Annotated in this window: 20 protein-coding genes and 1 tRNA gene; 13 read left to right on the forward strand and 8 right to left on the reverse strand. The window is 58.6% G+C overall.

The features are described 5' to 3' along the window. The first annotated feature begins 49 nt into the window (after window positions 1-49). Complete coding sequence (locus tag Z945_RS0112140) at window positions 50-520, forward strand: MmcB family DNA repair protein (RefSeq protein ID WP_025052381.1); 471 nt, start codon at window positions 50-52, stop codon at window positions 518-520. A gap of 7 nt (window positions 521-527) precedes the next feature. Here Z945_RS0112140 and Z945_RS0112145 read toward each other — a convergent pair whose 3' ends face one another. Then, on the reverse strand, window positions 528-722 hold the full coding sequence (locus Z945_RS0112145) for a DUF6324 family protein (RefSeq protein WP_025052382.1): 195 nt from the start codon (window positions 720-722) through the stop codon (window positions 528-530). Between the two features lie 80 nt (window positions 723-802). Between Z945_RS0112145 and Z945_RS0112150 the strand changes: the two genes are divergently transcribed. Further along, window positions 803-1,285 (forward strand): GNAT family N-acetyltransferase, encoded by a 483-nt coding sequence (locus Z945_RS0112150; RefSeq protein ID WP_025052383.1) that lies wholly within the window; start codon window positions 803-805, stop codon window positions 1,283-1,285. A gap of 66 nt (window positions 1,286-1,351) precedes the next feature. Further along, window positions 1,352-1,428 (forward strand) — tRNA-His (locus Z945_RS0112155). 176 nt (window positions 1,429-1,604) lie between these two features. On the opposite strand, the gene Z945_RS0112160 is transcribed toward Z945_RS0112155, so the two are convergent. Then, the gene (locus tag Z945_RS0112160) at window positions 1,605-1,889 is read right to left on the reverse strand and encodes a DUF6476 family protein (protein WP_025052384.1); all 285 of its coding nucleotides are present in this window, start codon (window positions 1,887-1,889) and stop codon (window positions 1,605-1,607) included. Between Z945_RS0112160 and Z945_RS0112165 the strand changes: the two genes are divergently transcribed. The 4 genes from Z945_RS0112165 to Z945_RS0112180 all read left to right on the forward strand — a co-directional run bounded on the left by Z945_RS0112165 (window position 1,888) and on the right by Z945_RS0112180 (window position 5,435). Beyond that, entirely contained in the window at window positions 1,888-2,922 is a 1,035-nt protein-coding gene (locus Z945_RS0112165; protein ID WP_025052385.1) for an RluA family pseudouridine synthase, read from the forward strand. The two genes, Z945_RS0112160 and Z945_RS0112165, sit on opposite strands and share 2 nt — an antisense overlap. A gap of 164 nt (window positions 2,923-3,086) precedes the next feature. After that, complete coding sequence (gene rpoH, locus Z945_RS0112170) at window positions 3,087-3,983, forward strand: RNA polymerase sigma factor RpoH (protein WP_025052386.1); 897 nt, start codon at window positions 3,087-3,089, stop codon at window positions 3,981-3,983. Between the two features lie 74 nt (window positions 3,984-4,057). Next, a complete protein-coding gene (locus Z945_RS0112175) occupies window positions 4,058-4,327 on the forward strand; it encodes a DksA/TraR family C4-type zinc finger protein (protein WP_025052387.1) in 270 nt (89 codons plus the stop codon). A 79-nt stretch (window positions 4,328-4,406) separates the two neighbouring features. Beyond that, entirely contained in the window at window positions 4,407-5,435 is a 1,029-nt protein-coding gene (locus tag Z945_RS0112180; RefSeq protein WP_025052388.1) for a glycoside hydrolase domain-containing protein, read from the forward strand. On the opposite strand, the gene Z945_RS0112185 is transcribed toward Z945_RS0112180, so the two are convergent. The 5 genes from Z945_RS0112185 to Z945_RS0112205 form a co-directional block, all read right to left on the reverse strand. After that, window positions 5,432-7,252, reverse strand: a complete 1,821-nt coding sequence (locus Z945_RS0112185) for a M3 family oligoendopeptidase (RefSeq protein ID WP_025052389.1) — start codon at window positions 7,250-7,252, stop codon at window positions 5,432-5,434. The genes Z945_RS0112180 and Z945_RS0112185 overlap by 4 nt on opposite strands. Window positions 7,253-7,314: 62 nt before the next feature. After that, window positions 7,315-8,913, reverse strand: coding sequence for an ATP-dependent DNA ligase (locus tag Z945_RS0112190; protein WP_025052390.1), 1,599 nt, complete (start codon window positions 8,911-8,913; stop codon window positions 7,315-7,317). Continuing rightward, complete coding sequence (locus Z945_RS0112195) at window positions 8,910-9,923, reverse strand: ligase-associated DNA damage response exonuclease (RefSeq protein ID WP_025052391.1); 1,014 nt, start codon at window positions 9,921-9,923, stop codon at window positions 8,910-8,912. Before Z945_RS0112195 ends, Z945_RS0112190 begins: the two co-directional genes overlap by 4 nt. 50 nt (window positions 9,924-9,973) lie before the next feature. Continuing rightward, the gene (locus tag Z945_RS0112200; protein ID WP_025052392.1) at window positions 9,974-10,921 is read right to left on the reverse strand and encodes an alpha/beta fold hydrolase; all 948 of its coding nucleotides are present in this window, start codon (window positions 10,919-10,921) and stop codon (window positions 9,974-9,976) included. After that, window positions 10,921-11,211: an SCP2 sterol-binding domain-containing protein gene (locus Z945_RS0112205; RefSeq protein ID WP_025052393.1), complete on the reverse strand. Its 291-nt coding sequence runs from the start codon at window positions 11,209-11,211 to the stop codon at window positions 10,921-10,923. The genes Z945_RS0112200 and Z945_RS0112205 overlap by 1 nt, the downstream gene beginning before the upstream one ends. A gap of 75 nt (window positions 11,212-11,286) precedes the next feature. Here Z945_RS0112205 and Z945_RS0112210 point away from each other — a divergent pair, with 75 nt between their 5' ends. From Z945_RS0112210 to Z945_RS0112230, 5 genes are all read left to right on the forward strand, one after another. Next, complete coding sequence (locus Z945_RS0112210) at window positions 11,287-11,844, forward strand: tetratricopeptide repeat protein (RefSeq protein WP_025052394.1); 558 nt, start codon at window positions 11,287-11,289, stop codon at window positions 11,842-11,844. 12 nt (window positions 11,845-11,856) lie between these two features. Next, a complete protein-coding gene (locus tag Z945_RS0112215; protein ID WP_025052395.1) occupies window positions 11,857-14,835 on the forward strand; it encodes a helicase-related protein in 2,979 nt (992 codons plus the stop codon). After that, a complete protein-coding gene (locus tag Z945_RS0112220; RefSeq protein WP_025052396.1) occupies window positions 14,836-15,222 on the forward strand; it encodes an RNA-binding S4 domain-containing protein in 387 nt (128 codons plus the stop codon). A gap of 52 nt (window positions 15,223-15,274) precedes the next feature. Beyond that, window positions 15,275-15,613, forward strand: a complete 339-nt coding sequence (fdxA, locus tag Z945_RS0112225) for a ferredoxin FdxA (protein ID WP_025052397.1) — start codon at window positions 15,275-15,277, stop codon at window positions 15,611-15,613. A 316-nt stretch (window positions 15,614-15,929) separates the two neighbouring features. After that, window positions 15,930-16,442 carry a CarD family transcriptional regulator gene (locus Z945_RS0112230; RefSeq protein WP_025052398.1) on the forward strand — a complete coding sequence of 171 codons (513 nt, stop codon included), beginning with the start codon at window positions 15,930-15,932 and terminating at the stop codon, window positions 16,440-16,442. Between the two features lie 55 nt (window positions 16,443-16,497). Here the strand turns inward: Z945_RS0112230 and cobS are convergent, their stop codons facing one another. Next, window positions 16,498-17,277: an adenosylcobinamide-GDP ribazoletransferase gene (cobS, locus tag Z945_RS0112235; protein ID WP_025052399.1), complete on the reverse strand. Its 780-nt coding sequence runs from the start codon at window positions 17,275-17,277 to the stop codon at window positions 16,498-16,500. Window positions 17,278-17,357: 80 nt separating this feature from the next. Here cobS and cobT point away from each other — a divergent pair, with 80 nt between their 5' ends. Next, complete coding sequence (cobT, locus tag Z945_RS0112240; protein WP_025052400.1) at window positions 17,358-18,371, forward strand: nicotinate-nucleotide--dimethylbenzimidazole phosphoribosyltransferase; 1,014 nt, start codon at window positions 17,358-17,360, stop codon at window positions 18,369-18,371. Window positions 18,372-18,390: the final 19 nt, after the last annotated feature.

An 18,390-nucleotide genomic window follows, 5' to 3' on the forward strand; every position in this document is an offset into this window, starting at 1 on the left:
CATTGCAAAAAAGCTTGCACATGTTCACGAAATGTTCATGTATTTACGGATGTCTACACCTGCTTTCCAACCCAGTGTTCCGCTCTTGCAACCCGGCCAGCTTTTGGCACGCGGAGTCGCCCGGCATCTGGTCAGCCACGGCTTTGCTTGTGTGGAGGAACTGGTCCCGACGCGCGGGCTGCGTGTTGATGTGATGGCATTAGGGCCGAAAGGCGAGATCTGGGTGATTGAGTGTAAATCATCCCGTGCCGACTTTACGTCCGATTCCAAATGGCAGGGCTATCTGGAATGGGCGGACCGGTTTTTCTGGGCAGTTGATTCGGATTTCCCGACAGAGCTGTTGCCCGATGACACGGGTCTGATCATCGCGGATGCCTATGGGGGCGAAATACTGCGTATGGGTCCAGAGGATAAATTGGCACCGGCCCGGCGCAAGCTGATGGTTCAGAAATTCGGCGTCACGGCGGCGCGGCGTCTGCATATGCTGCGCGATCCCGACATGTGGCCGCAGCGCGACTAGAACTTGTTCAGCGGTTTTTACGGGCCCCGGCGACACGATTTGCCGCGGCGGTAATTTCTTCTGCGATCTCAAAAGCTTCTTCAGGAGTGAAGTCCATCGGGATCTCGAACCCGTTACCCTCGACGAACAATCGCACCATGCCCGCGTCGGTCGGGCCGATTTGCAGGTTCGCCTCAATATCGCGTTCGTCGTTGATACCCATGCTATCCGTCCTTGATTTTGGAGCATAGCGCTATCGCGGAAGGGATTGAAAAGCAAGCAAGTCTGGACATAGGCTATGACATGACCGCGCCGGAAATATTGAAATTCAGGGCCGCTGATCGCGATTGGCTGGTCGCAGAGCATCGCGATCAATATGCGCAGGCTGAAGGTTTTGATGCCAGTTTCGGCATCCTTGTTGGCTCGATCCTCGATGATTTCCTGACCGATCACGATCCGCTGCGCGAAGCGGGCTGGATTGCATGGCAAGATGGCCAGCGGCTTGGTTCGATCTTTTGTGTGGCGGTGAATGACGAGGCCGCCAAATTGCGCCTGTTTTTACTGACGCCGTTGGCAAGGGGCACGGGGTTGGCACGGCGGATGCTGGACGGGTGCATGGGTTTTGCCCGAGAGGCCGGATATCGCCGGATGACACTTTGGACACATGAATCACACCGCGCAGCTGGCGCGCTTTACGTCAAAACCGGCTGGACGCTGGTTTCATCAAAGCCCGTCACCTCCTTTGGTCAGGACTTGATTGAACAACATTGGGAAATCACACTGTAGAAGGCGAAATTCACCTGTCCTTTGGTCTTGCAATCTTTGGCACCGGCGGCTAAATCGCTCTCGTGTGCCGCCTTAGCTCAGTTGGTTAGAGCACTGGTTTGTGGAACCAGGGGTCCCCCGTTCAAGCCGGGGAGGCGGTACCACTTCCAAAATATTTGAAAATTTTTGGAAGGGTCGAATAAGAACTCTTGCCTAAGCAAAAGCGCGGTTCGACATTCTTTGTTCTCTTGCTCCTTTCTACACGGGCTGTCCAATTGGGGCTCTGCCCCGTCGATCAAGATCGACTCCCCGCGGGATATAAGGCCAAAAAGAGAAAGGGTCAGTCGATCTGGATGGTTTGCTGCAATGCACCGGTAAGGCGGTTGTAGATCAGGATTTGATCGGTTGAGGTAACGATCGCATACCAATCAGCGCCTTGGGTGAAAGCCTGCGCTTTGGCCCCGTCCGGTAGAGTGATTTGATCGGGCAGAGCAGGGGCGTCGCGGTTCAAGCGCGTGACAAGCAGGGCAATCACCACTAGAACCCCGCAAATCATCACGGCGGTCAGCACCGTCACCAACCGCCGCAGAAACCGCAGGTTTGCAGGCTCAATCGGATCATCCATGTCAGTCCACCGCACCATTACATTTTCATTTGGCGAAACCCCGCCTCCCCGTCTTGATAAGGCGCTGGCGCGTGATGTGCCAGAGGAGGCGAACCTGTCGCGGACGCGGCTGGCGAAGTTGATTGAACAGGGGGCGGTGCGGATTGCAGGGCAGGTGGTCCGCGACCCCAGGGCGGTGGTGTGCGAGGGCCAGGTGGTTGAGGTCGAGGTCGAAGAGGCCGAGGAAAGCCATATCCGGCCCGAGGATATACCGTTGGATGTGGTGTTTGAAGATGATGACCTGGTGGTTGTGAACAAGCCTGCGGGTATGGTGGTGCACCCCGCACCGGGCACGCCTTCGGGGACATTGGTCAATGCTTTGATGGCCCATTGTGGTGATGATCTGTCGGGTGTGGGCGGGATGAAACGTCCCGGTATTGTGCACCGGATCGACAAGGATACCAGTGGCTTGCTGGTGGTTGCGAAGTCGGATGCGGCCCATCACGGGCTCGCCAAGCAATTCGAGAAACACACGGTTGAGCGGTATTACAAGGCGCTGGTCTATGGCGTGCCGGATGCCAACGACCCCCGCTTGCGCGGGATCAAGGGAGCGTCCTTCGAGCCGGGCAATATTCTCAAGATGACCACGCAATTGGCGCGTCACCGTACCGATCGACAGCGTCAGGCCGTCCTGTTTACCGGCGGACGGCATGCGGTGACGCGGGCGCGTACGGTCGAGAGTTTTGGCACGCCACCGGTGCTGGCCTTGATGGAATGCTGGCTTGAAACCGGCCGGACCCATCAGATCAGGGTGCATATGGCGCATGCCGGGCATTCACTTGTAGGTGATCCAACGTACGGAGGACGGCGCAAACTGCCAAAAGCAGCCATGCCGGAGATCGCCGCAGAGGCGGTGCGGACGTTCAGCCGGCAGGCACTGCATGCGGCAGTTTTGGGATTCGATCATCCGGTAAGTGGTGAAATCGTGCGGTTTGAGGCACCTTTGCCACCTGATATGGCGGAATTGTTGGATAAAGTGCGTCTCGCGAGCTGATGTTTTGCTCAGAACCGGGCGCGCTGCCATCAGCTTAAGCCGATCTTCACAATTCTTCCTTTAGGATGAACAAAACCGGCACCCCAAGTCTTGTATCACTAACAACGGAACACCATATGAATGTTAAGCCCGTAAACATGGGGCATTCAGGGAAAGGTAGAACCATGGCCAATTATGCAAATTTGCCGGCACCGACGCCGGAAGGTGGTCTAAACCGCTACATGCAGGAGATCCGCAAGTTTCCCCTGCTGGAGCCTGAAGAGGAATATATGCTCGCCAAAGCCTGGGTTGAGCAGGAAGATACAGAAGCGGCGCACAAGATGGTGACGTCGCACCTGCGCCTGGCTGCAAAAATCGCGATGGGCTATCGCGGCTATGGCTTGCCGCAGGCCGAGGTTATCTCGGAGGCGAATGTGGGCCTTATGCAGGCGGTCAAACGCTTTGATCCGGAAAAAGGGTTCCGATTGGCGACCTATGCGATGTGGTGGATCAGAGCGTCCATTCAGGAGTACATCCTGCGGTCATGGTCGCTGGTCAAGCTGGGGACGACCTCGGGGCAGAAGAAACTGTTCTTCAATCTGCGTAAGGCCAAGAACAAGATTGGCGCGTTGGAGGAAGGCGATCTGCGGCCCGAGAATGTCGCAACCATTGCCACACAGCTTGGCGTGACCGAGGCCGAAGTTGTCTCCATGAACCGGCGCATGTCGGGGGGTGATGCATCGCTGAATGCGCAGGTCGGGTCCGAAGGCGAAGGCACGATGCAGTGGCAGGACTGGCTTGAGGATGAAGACGCCGATCAGGCCGGTGACTATGCCGAACGGGACGAGTTGGAAACGCGGCGCGAGATGCTGGCGGAAGCGATGGATGTGCTGAATGACCGTGAGAAGGATATTTTGACACAGCGGCGTTTGTCGGACGAGACGATCACACTTGAAGACCTGAGCAGCAAGTATGACGTGAGTCGGGAACGGATCCGTCAGATCGAAGTACGCGCTTTTGAAAAGCTGCAAAAGCGGATGCGTGATCTGGCCAAGGAAAAGGGGATGTTGGCGACAGCCTGATCCCCCGTCACTTGACGAAAACGAAACCCTGCCCATGTCTTTGGGTAGGGTTTTTTTAATGGAAGGGACGAAGAATGGCAGGCGGTTGGGCTAAAGATGGCGCGGTGTCGGAGCAGATCGAAGCCTCCATCAACGATGAGTTGGCGCGGTTAAAGGCGCGTAAGGCCCCGGTAGGCGAAAGCCGGACACATTGCGCCGAATGTGAAGAACCGATCCCGGAAGCCCGCCGCATGGCCCTTCCGGGCGTGAAACTTTGCATCGAATGTGTGCGCGAACGGGATGCGCGGTTTGAGGCGCGTGGCGGGATCAATCGCCGGGGGTCAAAGGACAGCCAGTTGAAATAGCGACGAACGCGGGTTTTCATGCTAGGCTGAGGGCAATCTGTTAATCACAGCCTCCTCTCTCAGTCAGAGGTATTTCACCATGACGACCCGTACCTTATTGCTTGCCTTTGTTTTCGCCGCCTACTCAACACCCCTTGTCGCCGGCCCCGCTTGCCAAGCGCATCCCGGTTTCACCGCCATAGATGCATCGCACCCGATTACCGAGCTCACGGACAGGGGGGGCGTGCCGGGGCTGGTGGCACTGCGGCAAATGGGCGTTGATACGATCATCCGCTACTACGACAACGTCGCCGAAACGCTGCCCTGCAAGACGCTCGTACCCGAGGAGACGCGCGCTATTCTCGACGCGGGTTTCAGCGTTTTGGCGGTATTCCAGCACAACAACGACAATCCTGTTACTTTCGTCACGCCGGGCCGTGCGACGCTGGATGCGCAGAGGGCCCTCGAACTGGCGCTTGCCAACGGGCAGCCAAGTGGGTCGGCAATCTATTTCGGTGTCGACGGTGTGGATGGGGCACTGGAATCCGCCAACTATGAATATGCCAAAAGTGCGGGTGGACCGATTTCAGCCAGCCGCGCGGCAACCTTGAAAACAGGCATGGGGGCAGGTGCCTACCGCAAGCACAAGGATTTTTACGAGGTCTATCTGGAGGAAGGTACGGCGCTTTTTGGCGGCACATTGGGCAAGCACGGCCCGGCTGATATACTGCCGCATATCGAGAGCTATTTCCGCGAACTGAAAGTTGTCTTTGATCGTTTCGGCGATCAGACGGGCCTGCGTTTCAAGCTGGGCGCTTACGGCGGCGGGCTGGTTTGCGAACATCTGATGGGACAGGGGCTTGCCGATTATTGCTGGCTGTCCCAATCCAAAGGGCTGGCAGGCTACGCGCGTTTCGAGGCCTCAAAAAACTGGGTGATGCGGCAGGAACTAACGACTGTTTGCAAGGGCTGGAAGTTTCGCACAGGTGGCGATTTTCAGTTTGATTTTAATACCGTGAACCCGCGCACGCCGGACTTTGGTCAATGGAACACGCAAACCGACTACGCCATCCCTTTCAGCAGACCGCTGAAACGGGATGGCGTTGGTTGTTACGCATGGAGCGATTAGTCCTCCATCGCTTCCAATTCGTCGATGAAGCCCGAGATCATCGACAGACCCTTACCCCAGAACGCCGGATCGCTGGCATCTAGGCCGAAGGGAGCCAACAATTCCTTGTGGTACTTTGATCCACCGGCTTTCAGCATGTCGAAGTATTTCTCTTCGAAGCCTTCCTCGCCTTCGGCGTAGACTGCATAAAGCGCGTTTACCAGGCCGTCGCCAAAGGCATAGGCATAGACATAAAAGGGCGAGTGGACGAAATGCGGGATGTAGGCCCAGAAGGTCTCGTATCCGTCCATGAACTCGAAGGCTGGCCCAAGCGATTCTGCCTGCACCGACATCCAAAGCGCGTTGATATCATCGGGGGTCAACTCGCCCCCGCGCCGCGCCGCGTGCAGCTTGCATTCAAAATCGTAGAAGGCGATCTGGCGTACGACTGTATTGATCATATCCTCGACCTTACCCGCCAGCAGCACCTTGCGTTCGCTGTCTGACTTGGCGTTGTCGAGCATTTTGCGGAAGGTGAGCATCTCGCCGAAAACACTCGCGGTTTCGGCCAGTGTGAGCGGGGTGGAAGAAAGCATTTCGCCTTGTTCGGCCGCCAGGACTTGATGCACACCGTGGCCCAACTCGTGTGCCAGTGTCATGACATCACGGGGTTTTCCGAGATAGTTCAGCATCACATAGGGGTGCACATCGGTGACTGTGGGATGGGCAAAAGCTCCCGGTGCCTTTCCCGGTTTAACAGCCGCGTCAATCCAGCCCTTGTTGAAAAACGGCTTGGCCAGATCGCCCATGCGGGGATCGAACGCGGTATAGGCGTCCATAACCATCTTTTCTGCGGTCGGCCAATCTACGGTGCGGGGGTCTTCCATTGGCAAGGGCGCGTTGCGGTCCCACACCTGCATTACGTCGAGGCCCAGCCATTTGCGTTTCAACTCGTAATAGCGGTGCGACAGCTTCGGGTATGCTTTGACCACTGCGTCACGCAGCGCTTCAACCACCTCTGGCTCCACTTGGTTGCTCAGGTGGCGGCCCGTCTGTGCCGTTTCCATCCCGCGCCAGCGGTCAATGATCTCTTTTTCCTTGGCTTGGGTGTTGTGGATGCGGGCGAAGGTCTTGATGTTGCTGCCAAAGACATCTGCCAGTTCGCGCGCGCCCGCCTCGCGGTTGGCGCGATCGGGGTCTGTCAGCAGGTTCAGCGTGCCTTCGATGCCAAGCGTCTCGCCGTTGACGTCGAATTGCAGGCCCGCAATCGTCTCATCAAACATCCGCTCCCAAGCATCCCCGACGACCCCCAGATCATGCATGAATTTCTCCAGCTCGTCAGAGAGCTGATAGGGCTTCATTAAGCGGATGCGATCGAAAATCGGCTTGTAGCGGGCCAGATCGTTGTTCTGGTCCAAGAGCTTGCCCAGATGATCGTCCGGCAGTTTGTTCAGCTCAAGCGTGAAGAAGACCAACGGCGTGGTGAAGTTGGTGATCTTTTCCTGCATGTCGGACATAAACTTGGCGCGACCCGCGTCTGTGGTCAGTTGGTAATACCGCAGACCGGCAAAAGACATGATGCGCCCGGCAATCTGGTTAATGCGCTCATTTCGCAGCACACAATCCAGTAATCCTTTGGCGTCCAAATCCGCGAGCTTGCCTTCATAATCGGTGGCAAAGCTGGCGCAGGCCTCTTCCAACCAGTCCAGATCACGTTTGAGTTCTGGCGCATCTTCGCTGGTGTACAGATCGCTCAGATCCCATTCCGGCAGATCGCCAAGGTTTTTGCTGCCGCCACCGGCATTGGCATCACGGACGGGGAAGGGAAGCTGGAACATGGGTTATCCTTAATTCTGTTTCGCAATACCTAAGCGCGGCGGCGGGCGGGAACAACCTCCCGCTAGCCGTAGATGCGCAGCATTTCGTTCAGATCATCAAGGGTATTCGCTTCTGCCAGCGGTTTATCCTGTCGCCAGCGCTTCATTCGGGGAAAGCGCAGGGCCACGCCGGATTTATGCCGCGTGGAGGCTTGTATGCCCTCAAAGGCAATTTCAAACACGTGATGCGGCGTGACCTGACGCACGGGGCCAAAACGCTGCAGCGTGTTTTTCTTGACCCAGGCAGTGATCTTGCGGAATTCGGCGTCCGTGAGGCCGGAATAGGCCTTGGTGAAAGGGACCAGATCGTCGCCGTTGCGTACTGCAAACGTGAAATCCGTAAAGAGGTTCGCGCGGCGGCCAGAGCCGGATTGCGCATAAATCATCACCGCATCAATCGTCAGCGGATCAAGCTTCCATTTCCACCAATCACCCTTTTTGCGTCCCGAAAGATAGGGGCTGTCCGCGCGTTTCAGCATAAGCCCTTCGGCATTTTCCTCACGGGCGGTGGCACGCAACGTCGCCAGATCGTCCCATGTGCTGAACTTGAGTTGGGGCGAGAGCTTGACTGGCGCATCAACCGGTAGGTCCGCACAGGCCGCTTCCAGCAAGGCGCGGCGCTCTGCGAACGGCATATCGCGTATGTCCTGACCCTCCCATTCCAACAAATCGTAGGCATGAAGCACTACGGGGGATTCTGTCAGCAGCTTCTTCGGGACTGTCTTGCGCCCGATCCGGGCTTGCAGCGCGTTGAAAGATGCAGGTTGCGCAGCGTCAGGCAACCAGACCAGCAATTCGCCGTCCAGCACCGTGCCTGATGGCAGGTGGTCGATAGCCCGGGCCAGTTCGGGAAAACGGTCGGTCATCAACTCTTCGCCGCGCGACCAAACGAAATAGCTGCCATCGCGCAGAATGAGTTGCCCGCGAATGCCATCCCACTTCCACTCCGCCCGCCAATCTTCAGGCGTATCAAGGTTTTCAGGCCCATCCTCCAACGCGTAGGCGAGGTAAAAGGGGTAGGGGCGTGACGCATCGGCGCTCGCGTCTTCAGCCTCGATCAGGCTGTGCCAAGTGTCGGTATCGGGGTGCCAATTGCCCATCAACCGGTGTGCCATTTCCGGTTCTGGCTTAGCCGTCGATTTCGCCAGCGCCCGCGTCATCAGTTTTTGGCTGATGCCAACCCGAAAGCCTCCGGTGATCAGCTTGTTAAAGACGAAGCGCTCGGTCCCGCCCAAGCGCCGCCAGGCATCCAACACAAAGGCTTTGCGCTCGGGTTCGTCCACATCAGCAAGACCGCGCAGATCAGCGATCCACTGGGACAGAGAGCGGTTGTCGCTAGTGGTATTGGGTGGCAACACCAGCGCAATGGTTTCAGCCAAATCGCCGACGATGGCATAGCTGTCTTCAAACAGCCAAAGCGGTACATCCGCGACTTCCGCCGCCCATTCCCGCAGGCGCGTGGTGGTTACGGCGCGTTTCGGACGACGGCCCGAAAACAGCGCCACGGTCCAGAGTTTGTCAGCGTCTTCCGCTTCGCTGAAATATGCGGCAAGTGCGGCAACTTTTACTGTTGTTTTAGTGCTTTGGTCGATGGCGTTAAACAAGGTTGCAAAGCGCTTCATGCCTCTTCCCCCTGGTCCAGCGTTTCGCCTTCGAACTGGGTCGGCACCACCTGCGCCTGCCAACCGTTGTCGTTCAGGTATCGCGTGAAGATGTCCGTGTAACCATGTGTTACATATATATTTTCTGCCTCGGTCAGCTTGATTGCTTCCAGCAGTCCTGACCAATCCGCATGATCCGAGATAATAAACCCACGGTCACCCGCCCGCCGCCGGCGGATGCCGCGTACGGCCATCCAGCCAGAGGCAAAGCCGGTCTCTTGCGGGCCGAATTTTCGCGCCCAGGCGCTGCTAAGGGCAGAAGGTGGCGCGATGACGATCGCACCGGGGTATTCCTTGGGCTTTATGTCGGCATCCGCCAGCACCGTGTCGGGCAGAGCGATCCCCTGTTCGCGCATGACCCGGTTGGTATTCTCGACCGCTGTGTGGGTCAGAATGGGACCGATGTCGGGATCAAGCATCGTGATTAGACGTTGCGCTTTGCCAAGAGAATAGGCCCCCAGAAAAGCCGTCTTGCCCGCCGCTTTGCAAGCAGCCCACCATCCGTTGATCTGTGCCGCAATCGTTGCTTGGTCTTCCCAGCGGAACACCGGCAAGCCAAACGTGCTTTCGGTAATGAAATGGTGACAGCGGACCGGCTCGAAAGCTTCTGAAAGCCCGTCGTCGACGACTTTATAATCGCCCGATGCGACCCAAATCTCACCGTCCACTTCCACCCTGATCTGCGCCGATCCCGGCACATGGCCCGCAGGATGATACGACACCTTTGCGCCGCCGATCTGCCGCACCTCACCATAAGCAATGCCGTCGGCGGTAATCTCGCCCAGACGGTGCCGCATCACGGGCAGAGCAGCGTGGGTCGCAAGGTAGCGCCCCATCCCCCAGCGCGAGTGGTCTGCATGCCCATGGGTGATCAGCGCCCGGTCAACGGGCCGCCAGGGGTCGATGTAGAAATCACCAGCCGGACAGTAGATCCCGTTTTCGGTGAAGGTGAGTACAGGTGTGCGTGTCATCAGCTAAATCTAAGCCGCTGTCGCGGTTTGCAAAGGCTGATGAGGCAAACTCAGGTGGTCGGGGTGCCGAGAAACAGTTTTTCCATTGCATCCAGCACGGGACCGCGCATGTGCTCGGGTTCCATTAGAACCTCATGTTCGCCGCCCTCTACCGGAACGAGCCGGCCAGCGGGCCAGTTCTCCATCCGCGCGTGGACCGGGGGCAGTGCGACGATGCGTTCGTTGGTGCCGAGAAAGGTAATAGCTGGCAGGTTCGGTGCCGCCCGTTGTGCCAGGTGCCGCGTTTCCAACAGCGCCTCGCGCAGCCAGACAAAGCTGGGTCCACCCAACGCCAGTTCCGGGTGCGCGGCCAATTGATCGCGCATCATATCGTACATCTGCGCGTCGGTCGTCAGCATATTATCCTCGAACGGAGCAGCCTGGACATAGGGAACAAGGCTGGTGCCGGGTGGCAACCCGTGCCCCTTGCCCAGTCGCGGCATCATGTTCGACAGAAATGTTGCAAATGGGCGCAAATGCGGTTTGACATAGATGCCCCACATCGGTCCGGTAAAGGCTGCGGCCTGAACCGACAGCCCCTCCATCACAGCGCGCAAACCGATGCAGCCACCCATCGAATGCGCCAGCAGAAAGTAAGGGCGCGGCAGGCCAAGCGCCCGCGCGGCCCGCATCATTGCAGCGACATCCTTTTGATAGTCGCCGAAGGTATCCACATGACCCACCAACGGATCATCCAGCATACGGTCGGCAAGCCCCTGTCCGCGCCAGTCTATGGCCAAAGTGGCCAGGCCGCGCTGGGCAAGCTCTCTTGCCGTTATCCCGTACTTCTCGATGTATTCAGTGCGGCCCGGAAACAGCAGCACGGTGCCTTTCGCGGCAGTCAAAGGCCAATGCCCGACCCTGATCCTTTTGCCGTCAGAAGTGACGACCCAATGCGCTTCGCCGCCGTCGGGGCCGGGAAGCACATCGGTGAAAAAGGGGGCCGGGCTCAGGTCCATCAGGCGAGGACAGCTGCCAGCTTCATCGCCATGCCCATGTCGCCATCGACCTTCAATTTTCCGGTCATGAAGGCAGATGTCGGATTGGTTTCGCCGTCGAGGATTTCCTTGAAGGTATCTGCATCCGCGCTCAGCGTCACATCCGCAGGATCGTCCGCCGCACGCGCGCCTGCGCTGTCGATCATCACAGCGCCTTCGCCCTCAATATCAAACTTTGCCGTCCCGTCAAAATCGGCACCGGCCAGTTTTTCATTCAGTGCGGCAACCGCTTCGTTCACAATATCGCTCATCTTACGCCCTTTTTGGCAAAATGGCTCCGGTCACGTCTGGATTTGTGGCGGCAGCCTGTTACATTCAGTCTTGTTATGCGCATCTTACCCGTCAACCTCAAACGTCACCTCGCGGCAATTGTGCTGCCAGTGTTGCTGTGCGGCCCTGCTCTGGCGGCCCCGGCACCTGCGGAACTGTTTGAAAAGCTGCAGTCGTCCACCGCGCAAGAGGCACCTCGGGTGGTAAAGGAGATTGAGCTGGAATGGTCGAGATCAGGATCCGCCGCGATGGATCTGCTGCTGCGGCGGGGCCGGGATGCGATGCAGGATGGCAATTTCGGCTTGGCGATTGAGCATTTGACCGCCTTGACCGACCACGCGCCGCGTTTTGCCGAAGGGTATCACGCACGGGCAAAGGCTTATTTTCGCGCCAATCTCTATGGCCCCGCTCTGGATGATCTTGAAACCACACTGGCGCTGGACCCGACGCATTTCGATGCGATCTTCGGCCTTGCTGTCTTGTTTCAGGAATTCGGCGACCTTCGCAAAGCGGCTTCGCTTTACCGTGAGGTGCTTGCGCTTCATCCCAACCATGAAAATGCATCGAAGGCGCTGACCCGCCTGCGGCGCGACGGCATTGGCCGCGAAATCTGATCGGGGACTACAGTGTCAGACCAGCGCAGGGTTGTGGCCGTTTTAGGCCCGACCAATACGGGTAAAACCACTTATGCAATAGACCGAATGCTGGCGCACCGCACCGGCGTCATCGGCCTGCCGCTGCGCTTGTTGGCGCGAGAGGTCTATGACCGCATTGTCGCGTTGCGCGGCCCATCAGTTGTGGCGCTGGTCACCGGCGAAGAACGCATTGTGCCGCCGCGCACGCAATATTGGGTGTGCACGGTAGAGGCGATGCCCGAAGGTATGGGTGCCGATTTCGTTGCCATTGATGAAATTCAATTGTGCTGTGATCCGGAACGCGGGCATGTATTCACCGACCGTTTGCTCAGGTCGCGGGGCCTACACGAGACCAATTTTCTAGGCTCGGACACAATGCGCGGGACCATCGCAGCCCTGGTGCCGGGGGTGGAATTCGTTCGGCGCGAGCGGATGTCGGAGTTGATCTATTCTGGTCAGAAAAAGATAAGCCGGATGCGCCCTCGGAGTGCCATTGTAGGGTTTTCGGTTGAAAATGTATATGCCATCGCAGAACTGATCCGTCGCCAGAAGGGGGGTGCTGCGGTCGTTATGGGGGCGCTGTCGCCGCGTACGCGCAACGCCCAGGTCGATATGTACCAGAATGGCGAGGTCGACTATCTGGTAGCCACGGATGCCATCGGCATGGGCCTGAACCTTGACGTTGATCACGTTGCTTTTTCGGCGCTGGCCAAGTTTGACGGACGGCGCATGCGTCCCCTGGCACCTAATGAGCTAGCGCAGATTGCGGGGCGTGCGGGACGCGGCTTTAAAAGCGGGACGTTTGGCACCACCGGCGATGCGCCCGGACTGGATGACGGGGTGGCGCGGGCCATCATGGACCACAGCTTCACCCCCCAGAACAAGGTGAACTGGCGCAATCACGCACTGCAATTCGGCTCGATCGACCGGTTGATTGCCACGTTGGAAGAAAAGCCCGACGACGAGAGACTTGTCCGCGCGCGTGAAGCAGATGACCTGCGGGCGCTCAAAGCACTTGGGCAGGTTGATGAGGTCTTTGCGCGCTGCACCAATGGTCCATCGGTCAAGTTGCTGTGGGATGTTTGCCGCATTCCAGACTTTCGCGGCATCAGCCATGCTGAACATGCCAGTCTTTTGGAAAGCATTTTTATCGACCTGCACCAGCGCGGCACGATCCCCGACGATTGGCTTGCGCGACAAATTAAACGCATTGATCGAACCGATGGCGATATTGATGCGTTGTCCAAGCGATTGGCGTTTATCCGCACCTGGACCTATGTCGCACAGCGCAAAGGGTGGACGAAGGACGAAAGCCATTGGCGCGGGGCGACCCGTGTCGTAGAAGACAGACTGTCAGACGCCTTGCACGAACGTCTGACCCAAAGATTTGTAGACCGGCGCACATCCGTGCTTTTGCGCCGGCTAGGACAGAAGGAAGCTATGGTGGCCGAAGTAAACGAGACCGGTGAGGTCACAGTAGAAGGCGAATATGTAGGCAAGCTGGACGGGTTCCGGTTCCGCGCTGACAAGGGTGCGAGCGGTGCCGAAGACAAGACCATCAAGTCCGCCGCCATGCAGGCGCTTGCCCCGCAATTCCACCTGCGGGCCGATCGTTTTTACAACGCGCCCGATACAGAGATTGATTTTACCGAGCAGGGGGGCCTCATGTGGGGGTCTGCTGCGGTCGGCAAGCTGGTTGCGGGCAGCGATGCATTGAAGCCGCAGGTTCAGGTGTTTGTCGACGATGTGGCAGGTGCCGAGGTGGCGCAGAAGGTCGAACGCCGGTTGCAGCACTTCATCGACCGCAAGGTCGCAGCCCTGTTCGAACCTCTGATCGCACTCTCTAAAGATGAAGCACTGACTGGTCTGGCCCGTGGCTTTGCCTTTCAACTGGTCGAGAACCTTGGCGTTTTGCCCCGCGCTGCGGTGGCCGATGACGTGAAAGCGTTGGATCAGGATGCACGCGGCGCATTGCGCAAGCATGGCATCCGTTTTGGACAATTCACCATTTTCATGCCGCTTCTGTTGAAGCCCGCGCCGACGCGCCTGCGTCTTGTTCTGTGGTCGCTAACAAAAGGGCTGTCCGAATTCCCCGAATCGCCACCACCCGGATTGGTCACCATTCCGGTCGAAGCCGGTGCACCCGAAGGTGCTGATACAATGGCCGGCTACCGCAACGCTGGCACACGGGCCATCCGCATCGACATGCTGGAGCGTCTGGCTGACATGCTTCGCGCGGAAGATTCGCGCGGCGGGTTTGAAGCTAAGGCTGATATGCTCTCGATCACCGGGATGACCTTGGACCAGTTTGCCGATCTGATGGGCGGTCTGGGCTATAAGGCCGAAAAGGGCGAGCGGACGAAGGTAAAGGCCGTAGACGCCGTGACACCCAAAGACGGCAGCCACAAGATGATGGATGCGTCAGCCGACACCACTGTCCCCGAGGCGACCGGAGCCGAGGCTGCAGCAGACGACGCTCCCGATAAGCCCGTGATGGACGTCGCAGCAGAGCAACCTGCGGGCGGCATCATCGAGACACCGGAAACGCCGTCCCCTGACGATATCGCGCCGGAAGTTGGCGCGATGCCGGACGATGGCATTGCACCCGTCGTGTCCGAAACGGCTGAAACGCCGGAAGTTGCGGATCACATCCCCGATTCTGTGGCCGAGGAAACGCCAGTGGGCACTGCGCCAGATGCGGCGGTCGCGGGTGCGGAGATGGAAACGTTCTATATCTTCACATGGGGGCGCGCCCCACGTGGAAATAGCGGTCCGCGCCGTGACAGTGGCGATAAGCCTCGCGGGAAAGGTAAGGGCAAACCGCCTGCCAAAGGTCGCAAAGGTGCGCCGCGTAGTGACGGCGGTAACAAGTCGCAAAACTTTTCGGCCCGCCCGCCAAAGAAGGAAAAGGCGATCGACCCGGACAATCCATTTGCCGCCGCCCTCATGGGCCTCAAGGACAGCAAATAATTGGCAGAACCAATTGAAAAATTGCGCGTGGACAAATGGTTGTGGCACGCGCGGTTTTTCAAGACACGCTCGATTGCCGCCGCACGGGTCAAAGCTGGCGGTCTGCGGATAAACGGAACACTGACGCAGAAAACCTCGAGCACTGTCAGCCCTGCGGATGTGCTGACATTCGAACAGGGCGATCATATTCGCGTGATCCAGATCGATGCACTCGGCGAAAGGCGCGGCCCCGCACCCGAAGCACAGACCCTTTATACAGATCTGTCCCCGCCAGAGCGCAAACCGAAGGACATACAGTCTCATAATCCCGGTTTTGACGGAAAAGGGCGCCCCAGTAAGAAGGATCGCCGCACCCTTGATCTTTCTAAGGCCCGCCACCTTGAATGATCCTGCCCCCTGATTTAGGCACGGCGCATCCCAACCTGACAGAGACCCACCCATGACCTACATCGTCAACGACAGCTGCATTGCTTGCAAGTACACCGACTGCGTCGAGGTATGTCCGGTGGACTGCTTCTATGAGGGCGAGAACATGCTGGTCATCCATCCCGATGAATGCATCGACTGTGGTGTGTGCGAGCCGGAATGTCCCGCAGATGCGATCCGTCCGGACACAGAGCCGGACATGGACAAATGGGTAGAGTTCAATCGCAAGTACTCAGAGCTTTGGCCGGTGATCATCACCAAGAAAGATCCGCTGCCCGAAGCAGAAGAGCGCGACGGCGAAGCCGGCAAGCTTGAGAAGTACTTTTCCGAAGCACCGGGCGAGGGTGGCTGATTCGAAAACAGTGCCGTCACTCACCGGCGCAATGCGTGCACAGGTCCATAAATTATTGGGTAATGACGGCCATTGACCGCCCGGCGGGCCGTTCTTCCGTCAACCCGCATTTTGTGTTATACTCATAAATATGATATCGAAAATGGTCTGTCTAAGACGTGTACCCACACAACCCAGCTGCCGCTGGTTGATCTGACACTTTCATTGAAACGCACGCCAATCCGCGCCCTGCGGTCCCGTTGGTTTGCGTTTTTACGTGTCTGCACAATTGGACCGGTCCCCCCGGCGGGCATGCCCGCGCTATAGGAGCCACTACATGAGTAAGTCGAAAAAGCTAGATTTCCGCCCCAACGAATTTGTCGTCTATCCCGCGCATGGCGTGGGCCAGATTGTATCAGTCGAGGAGCAGGAAGTCGCTGGCATCACGCTGGAGCTGTTTGTGATTTCCTTCGAGAAAGACAAGATGACCCTGCGCGTTCCGACGCACAAGGCGACCGAGATCGGGATGCGTGCGCTGTCCAGCCCCGATGTCATCAGCCATGCGATGAAGACTCTCAAGGGCAAGGCCAAGGTTAAGCGCGCCATGTGGTCCCGTCGGGCGCAGGAATATGAGCAAAAGATCAACTCTGGTGATCTGATCGCCATTGCCGAGGTCGTGCGCGACCTGCACCGCACCGACGACCAGCGTGAGCAGAGCTATTCCGAGCGTCAGCTTTATGAAGCGGCACTCGAACGGCTGACCCGCGAGGTCGCGGCTGTTGGTGGTGGCGACGAGGGCGCGGCATCCAAGCAAATCGGTGACGTGCTGGAAAGCCGCATCGCGGCTTGATCTGCTGCACGGAATGAATTGGAAGCGCCGTCCCCGAGGGGGCGGTGTTTTGCATTTAGCCGAGGGCGGACACGCAGAGCAGCAGCAAGGAAATCTCTGTGAGCTGCTGCGTCGCGCCAAGAACATCACCGGTTTGCCCGCCGATTTTTGCCTTTGCGACTGCAGCGGAGCCAAGCACCGCCGCCAGTGTGATCACCACGCTCGCCACCGGCAGGGCGAAGAGCAGCGCGACGAGGGCCAATCCCGCGGCCCCACCAACGGCACCTAAAGGCGGGCACCCTGTTTGACGGGACAAGCCGCCCGACCGCGCATGCGGCAAAGCATACATAACCGCCACCATCGCGGCGCGTGAAACGACAGCTGCCCCAAGCAGCGCAGGCAAAGCCAGCCCTGCACCCAACAGGACTGCCAGGGCGATGCCTCGCAATCCCAAGGACATCAGCAATGCAATCACCCCATAGGTGCCAATCTGGCTATCTTTCATGATCTCCAGTCGTCGGGCCTTGTCCAAGCCGCCCCAAAAGCCGTCCGCACAGTCGGCCAATCCGTCTTCATGCATCGCGCCGGTGACCAAAGCGCTTGCCACCAAGGCCAAAAGCGCAGCGATTGTAGGTGGTAGGCCCAGCTTGATAGCTACTGCACCAATGCCTGCCATGATGCCACCGATGAATATGCCGACCAGGGGATAGGCCCATGCCGCATAGGCCGCAGGGCGCGGATCGTCGGTTTTGAACTGTACGAAGGGCAAAGGCAGCCGCGTCAGCAAGGCAAAGGCCATGCCCACATCGTGAAGTCGTGGACGAAAGGCGGGCAGGGCGATGTCGTTTCCGGTCATTTTGTGCCTCTCCTCCCCTTCCTGTGTCCGGTCGCAGTGGGTAGACAGAAGCCAGCACACCAGTCAGACCGAGCATGCCGATGACCCAAGATTTTGCAACCCTATCCGAATTCCGCGCATTGCTTGCCGCGCAGCCCGGTGCTGACGCGGGTCTACGGACCGCCGCGTCAGAGCACAACATGCAGTTGACCAAACCGCCCGGTGCCCTGGGCCGGCTTGAGCATCTTGCCCTGTGGTATCGCAGCTGGCGAGGCGGTGAGAATGTCGAAATATCAGCCCCGCAAGTGATCGTCTTTGCGGGCAATCACGGCGTTGCCGCGCGTGGGGTTTCGGCTTTTCCGCCGGAAGTAACGGCGCAGATGGTAATGAATTTCCAGCACGGCGGGGCCGCGATCAACCAGATTGCACGCACCAATGGCGCACGACTTGATGTGGTGGCGCTTGATCTGGATCGCCCCACGCAGGATTTTACACAAGGCCCCGCGATGAGCGAAGAGGAACTGGTCACGGCACTTGGCACCGGCTGGCAGGCTGTCGCACCGGATACCGATTTGCTGGTCGTAGGCGAGATGGGGATCGCCAATACCACCGCCGCCGCCGCGATCGTCTGTGCATTGCTGGGTGGTGCGGCGGAAGAGTGGACCGGGCGCGGGACAGGCGTTGATGACTCGGGTCTGACGCTGAAGACCAATGTCGTTGCCGAAGGGGTTGCGTTGCACAGTGATCAGGGCGACGGGCTCGAGGTGCTGCGGCGCTTGGGCGGTCGCGAGCTGGCGGCGATGGCAGGGGCGATTGCGCGGGCGCGTTCGCTGCGCATTCCGGTGATCCTTGACGGGTTCATCTGCTGCGCAGCCGCGCTCACTTTGGCAAAGACTGCCGAAGGAGCGTTGGATCACACCGTGGCAGGACACCAAAGCGCCGAGGGCGCACACGGCCCGCTGCTTAAAGCGTTGAACAAGGAACCGTTGTTGCAGCTTGGGCTGCGGTTGGGCGAAGCCTCGGGCGGGGCGCTTGCCGTTGGCGTATTGAAGGCGGCGATGGCCTGTCACTCAGGCATGGCGACCTTTGCCCAAGCGGGCGTCAGCGACGCTTGAAAACACAAAAGTGCAGGCC

The organism is Sulfitobacter noctilucae (genome assembly GCF_000622365.1).
Classification (GTDB): domain Bacteria; phylum Pseudomonadota; class Alphaproteobacteria; order Rhodobacterales; family Rhodobacteraceae; genus Sulfitobacter; species Sulfitobacter noctilucae.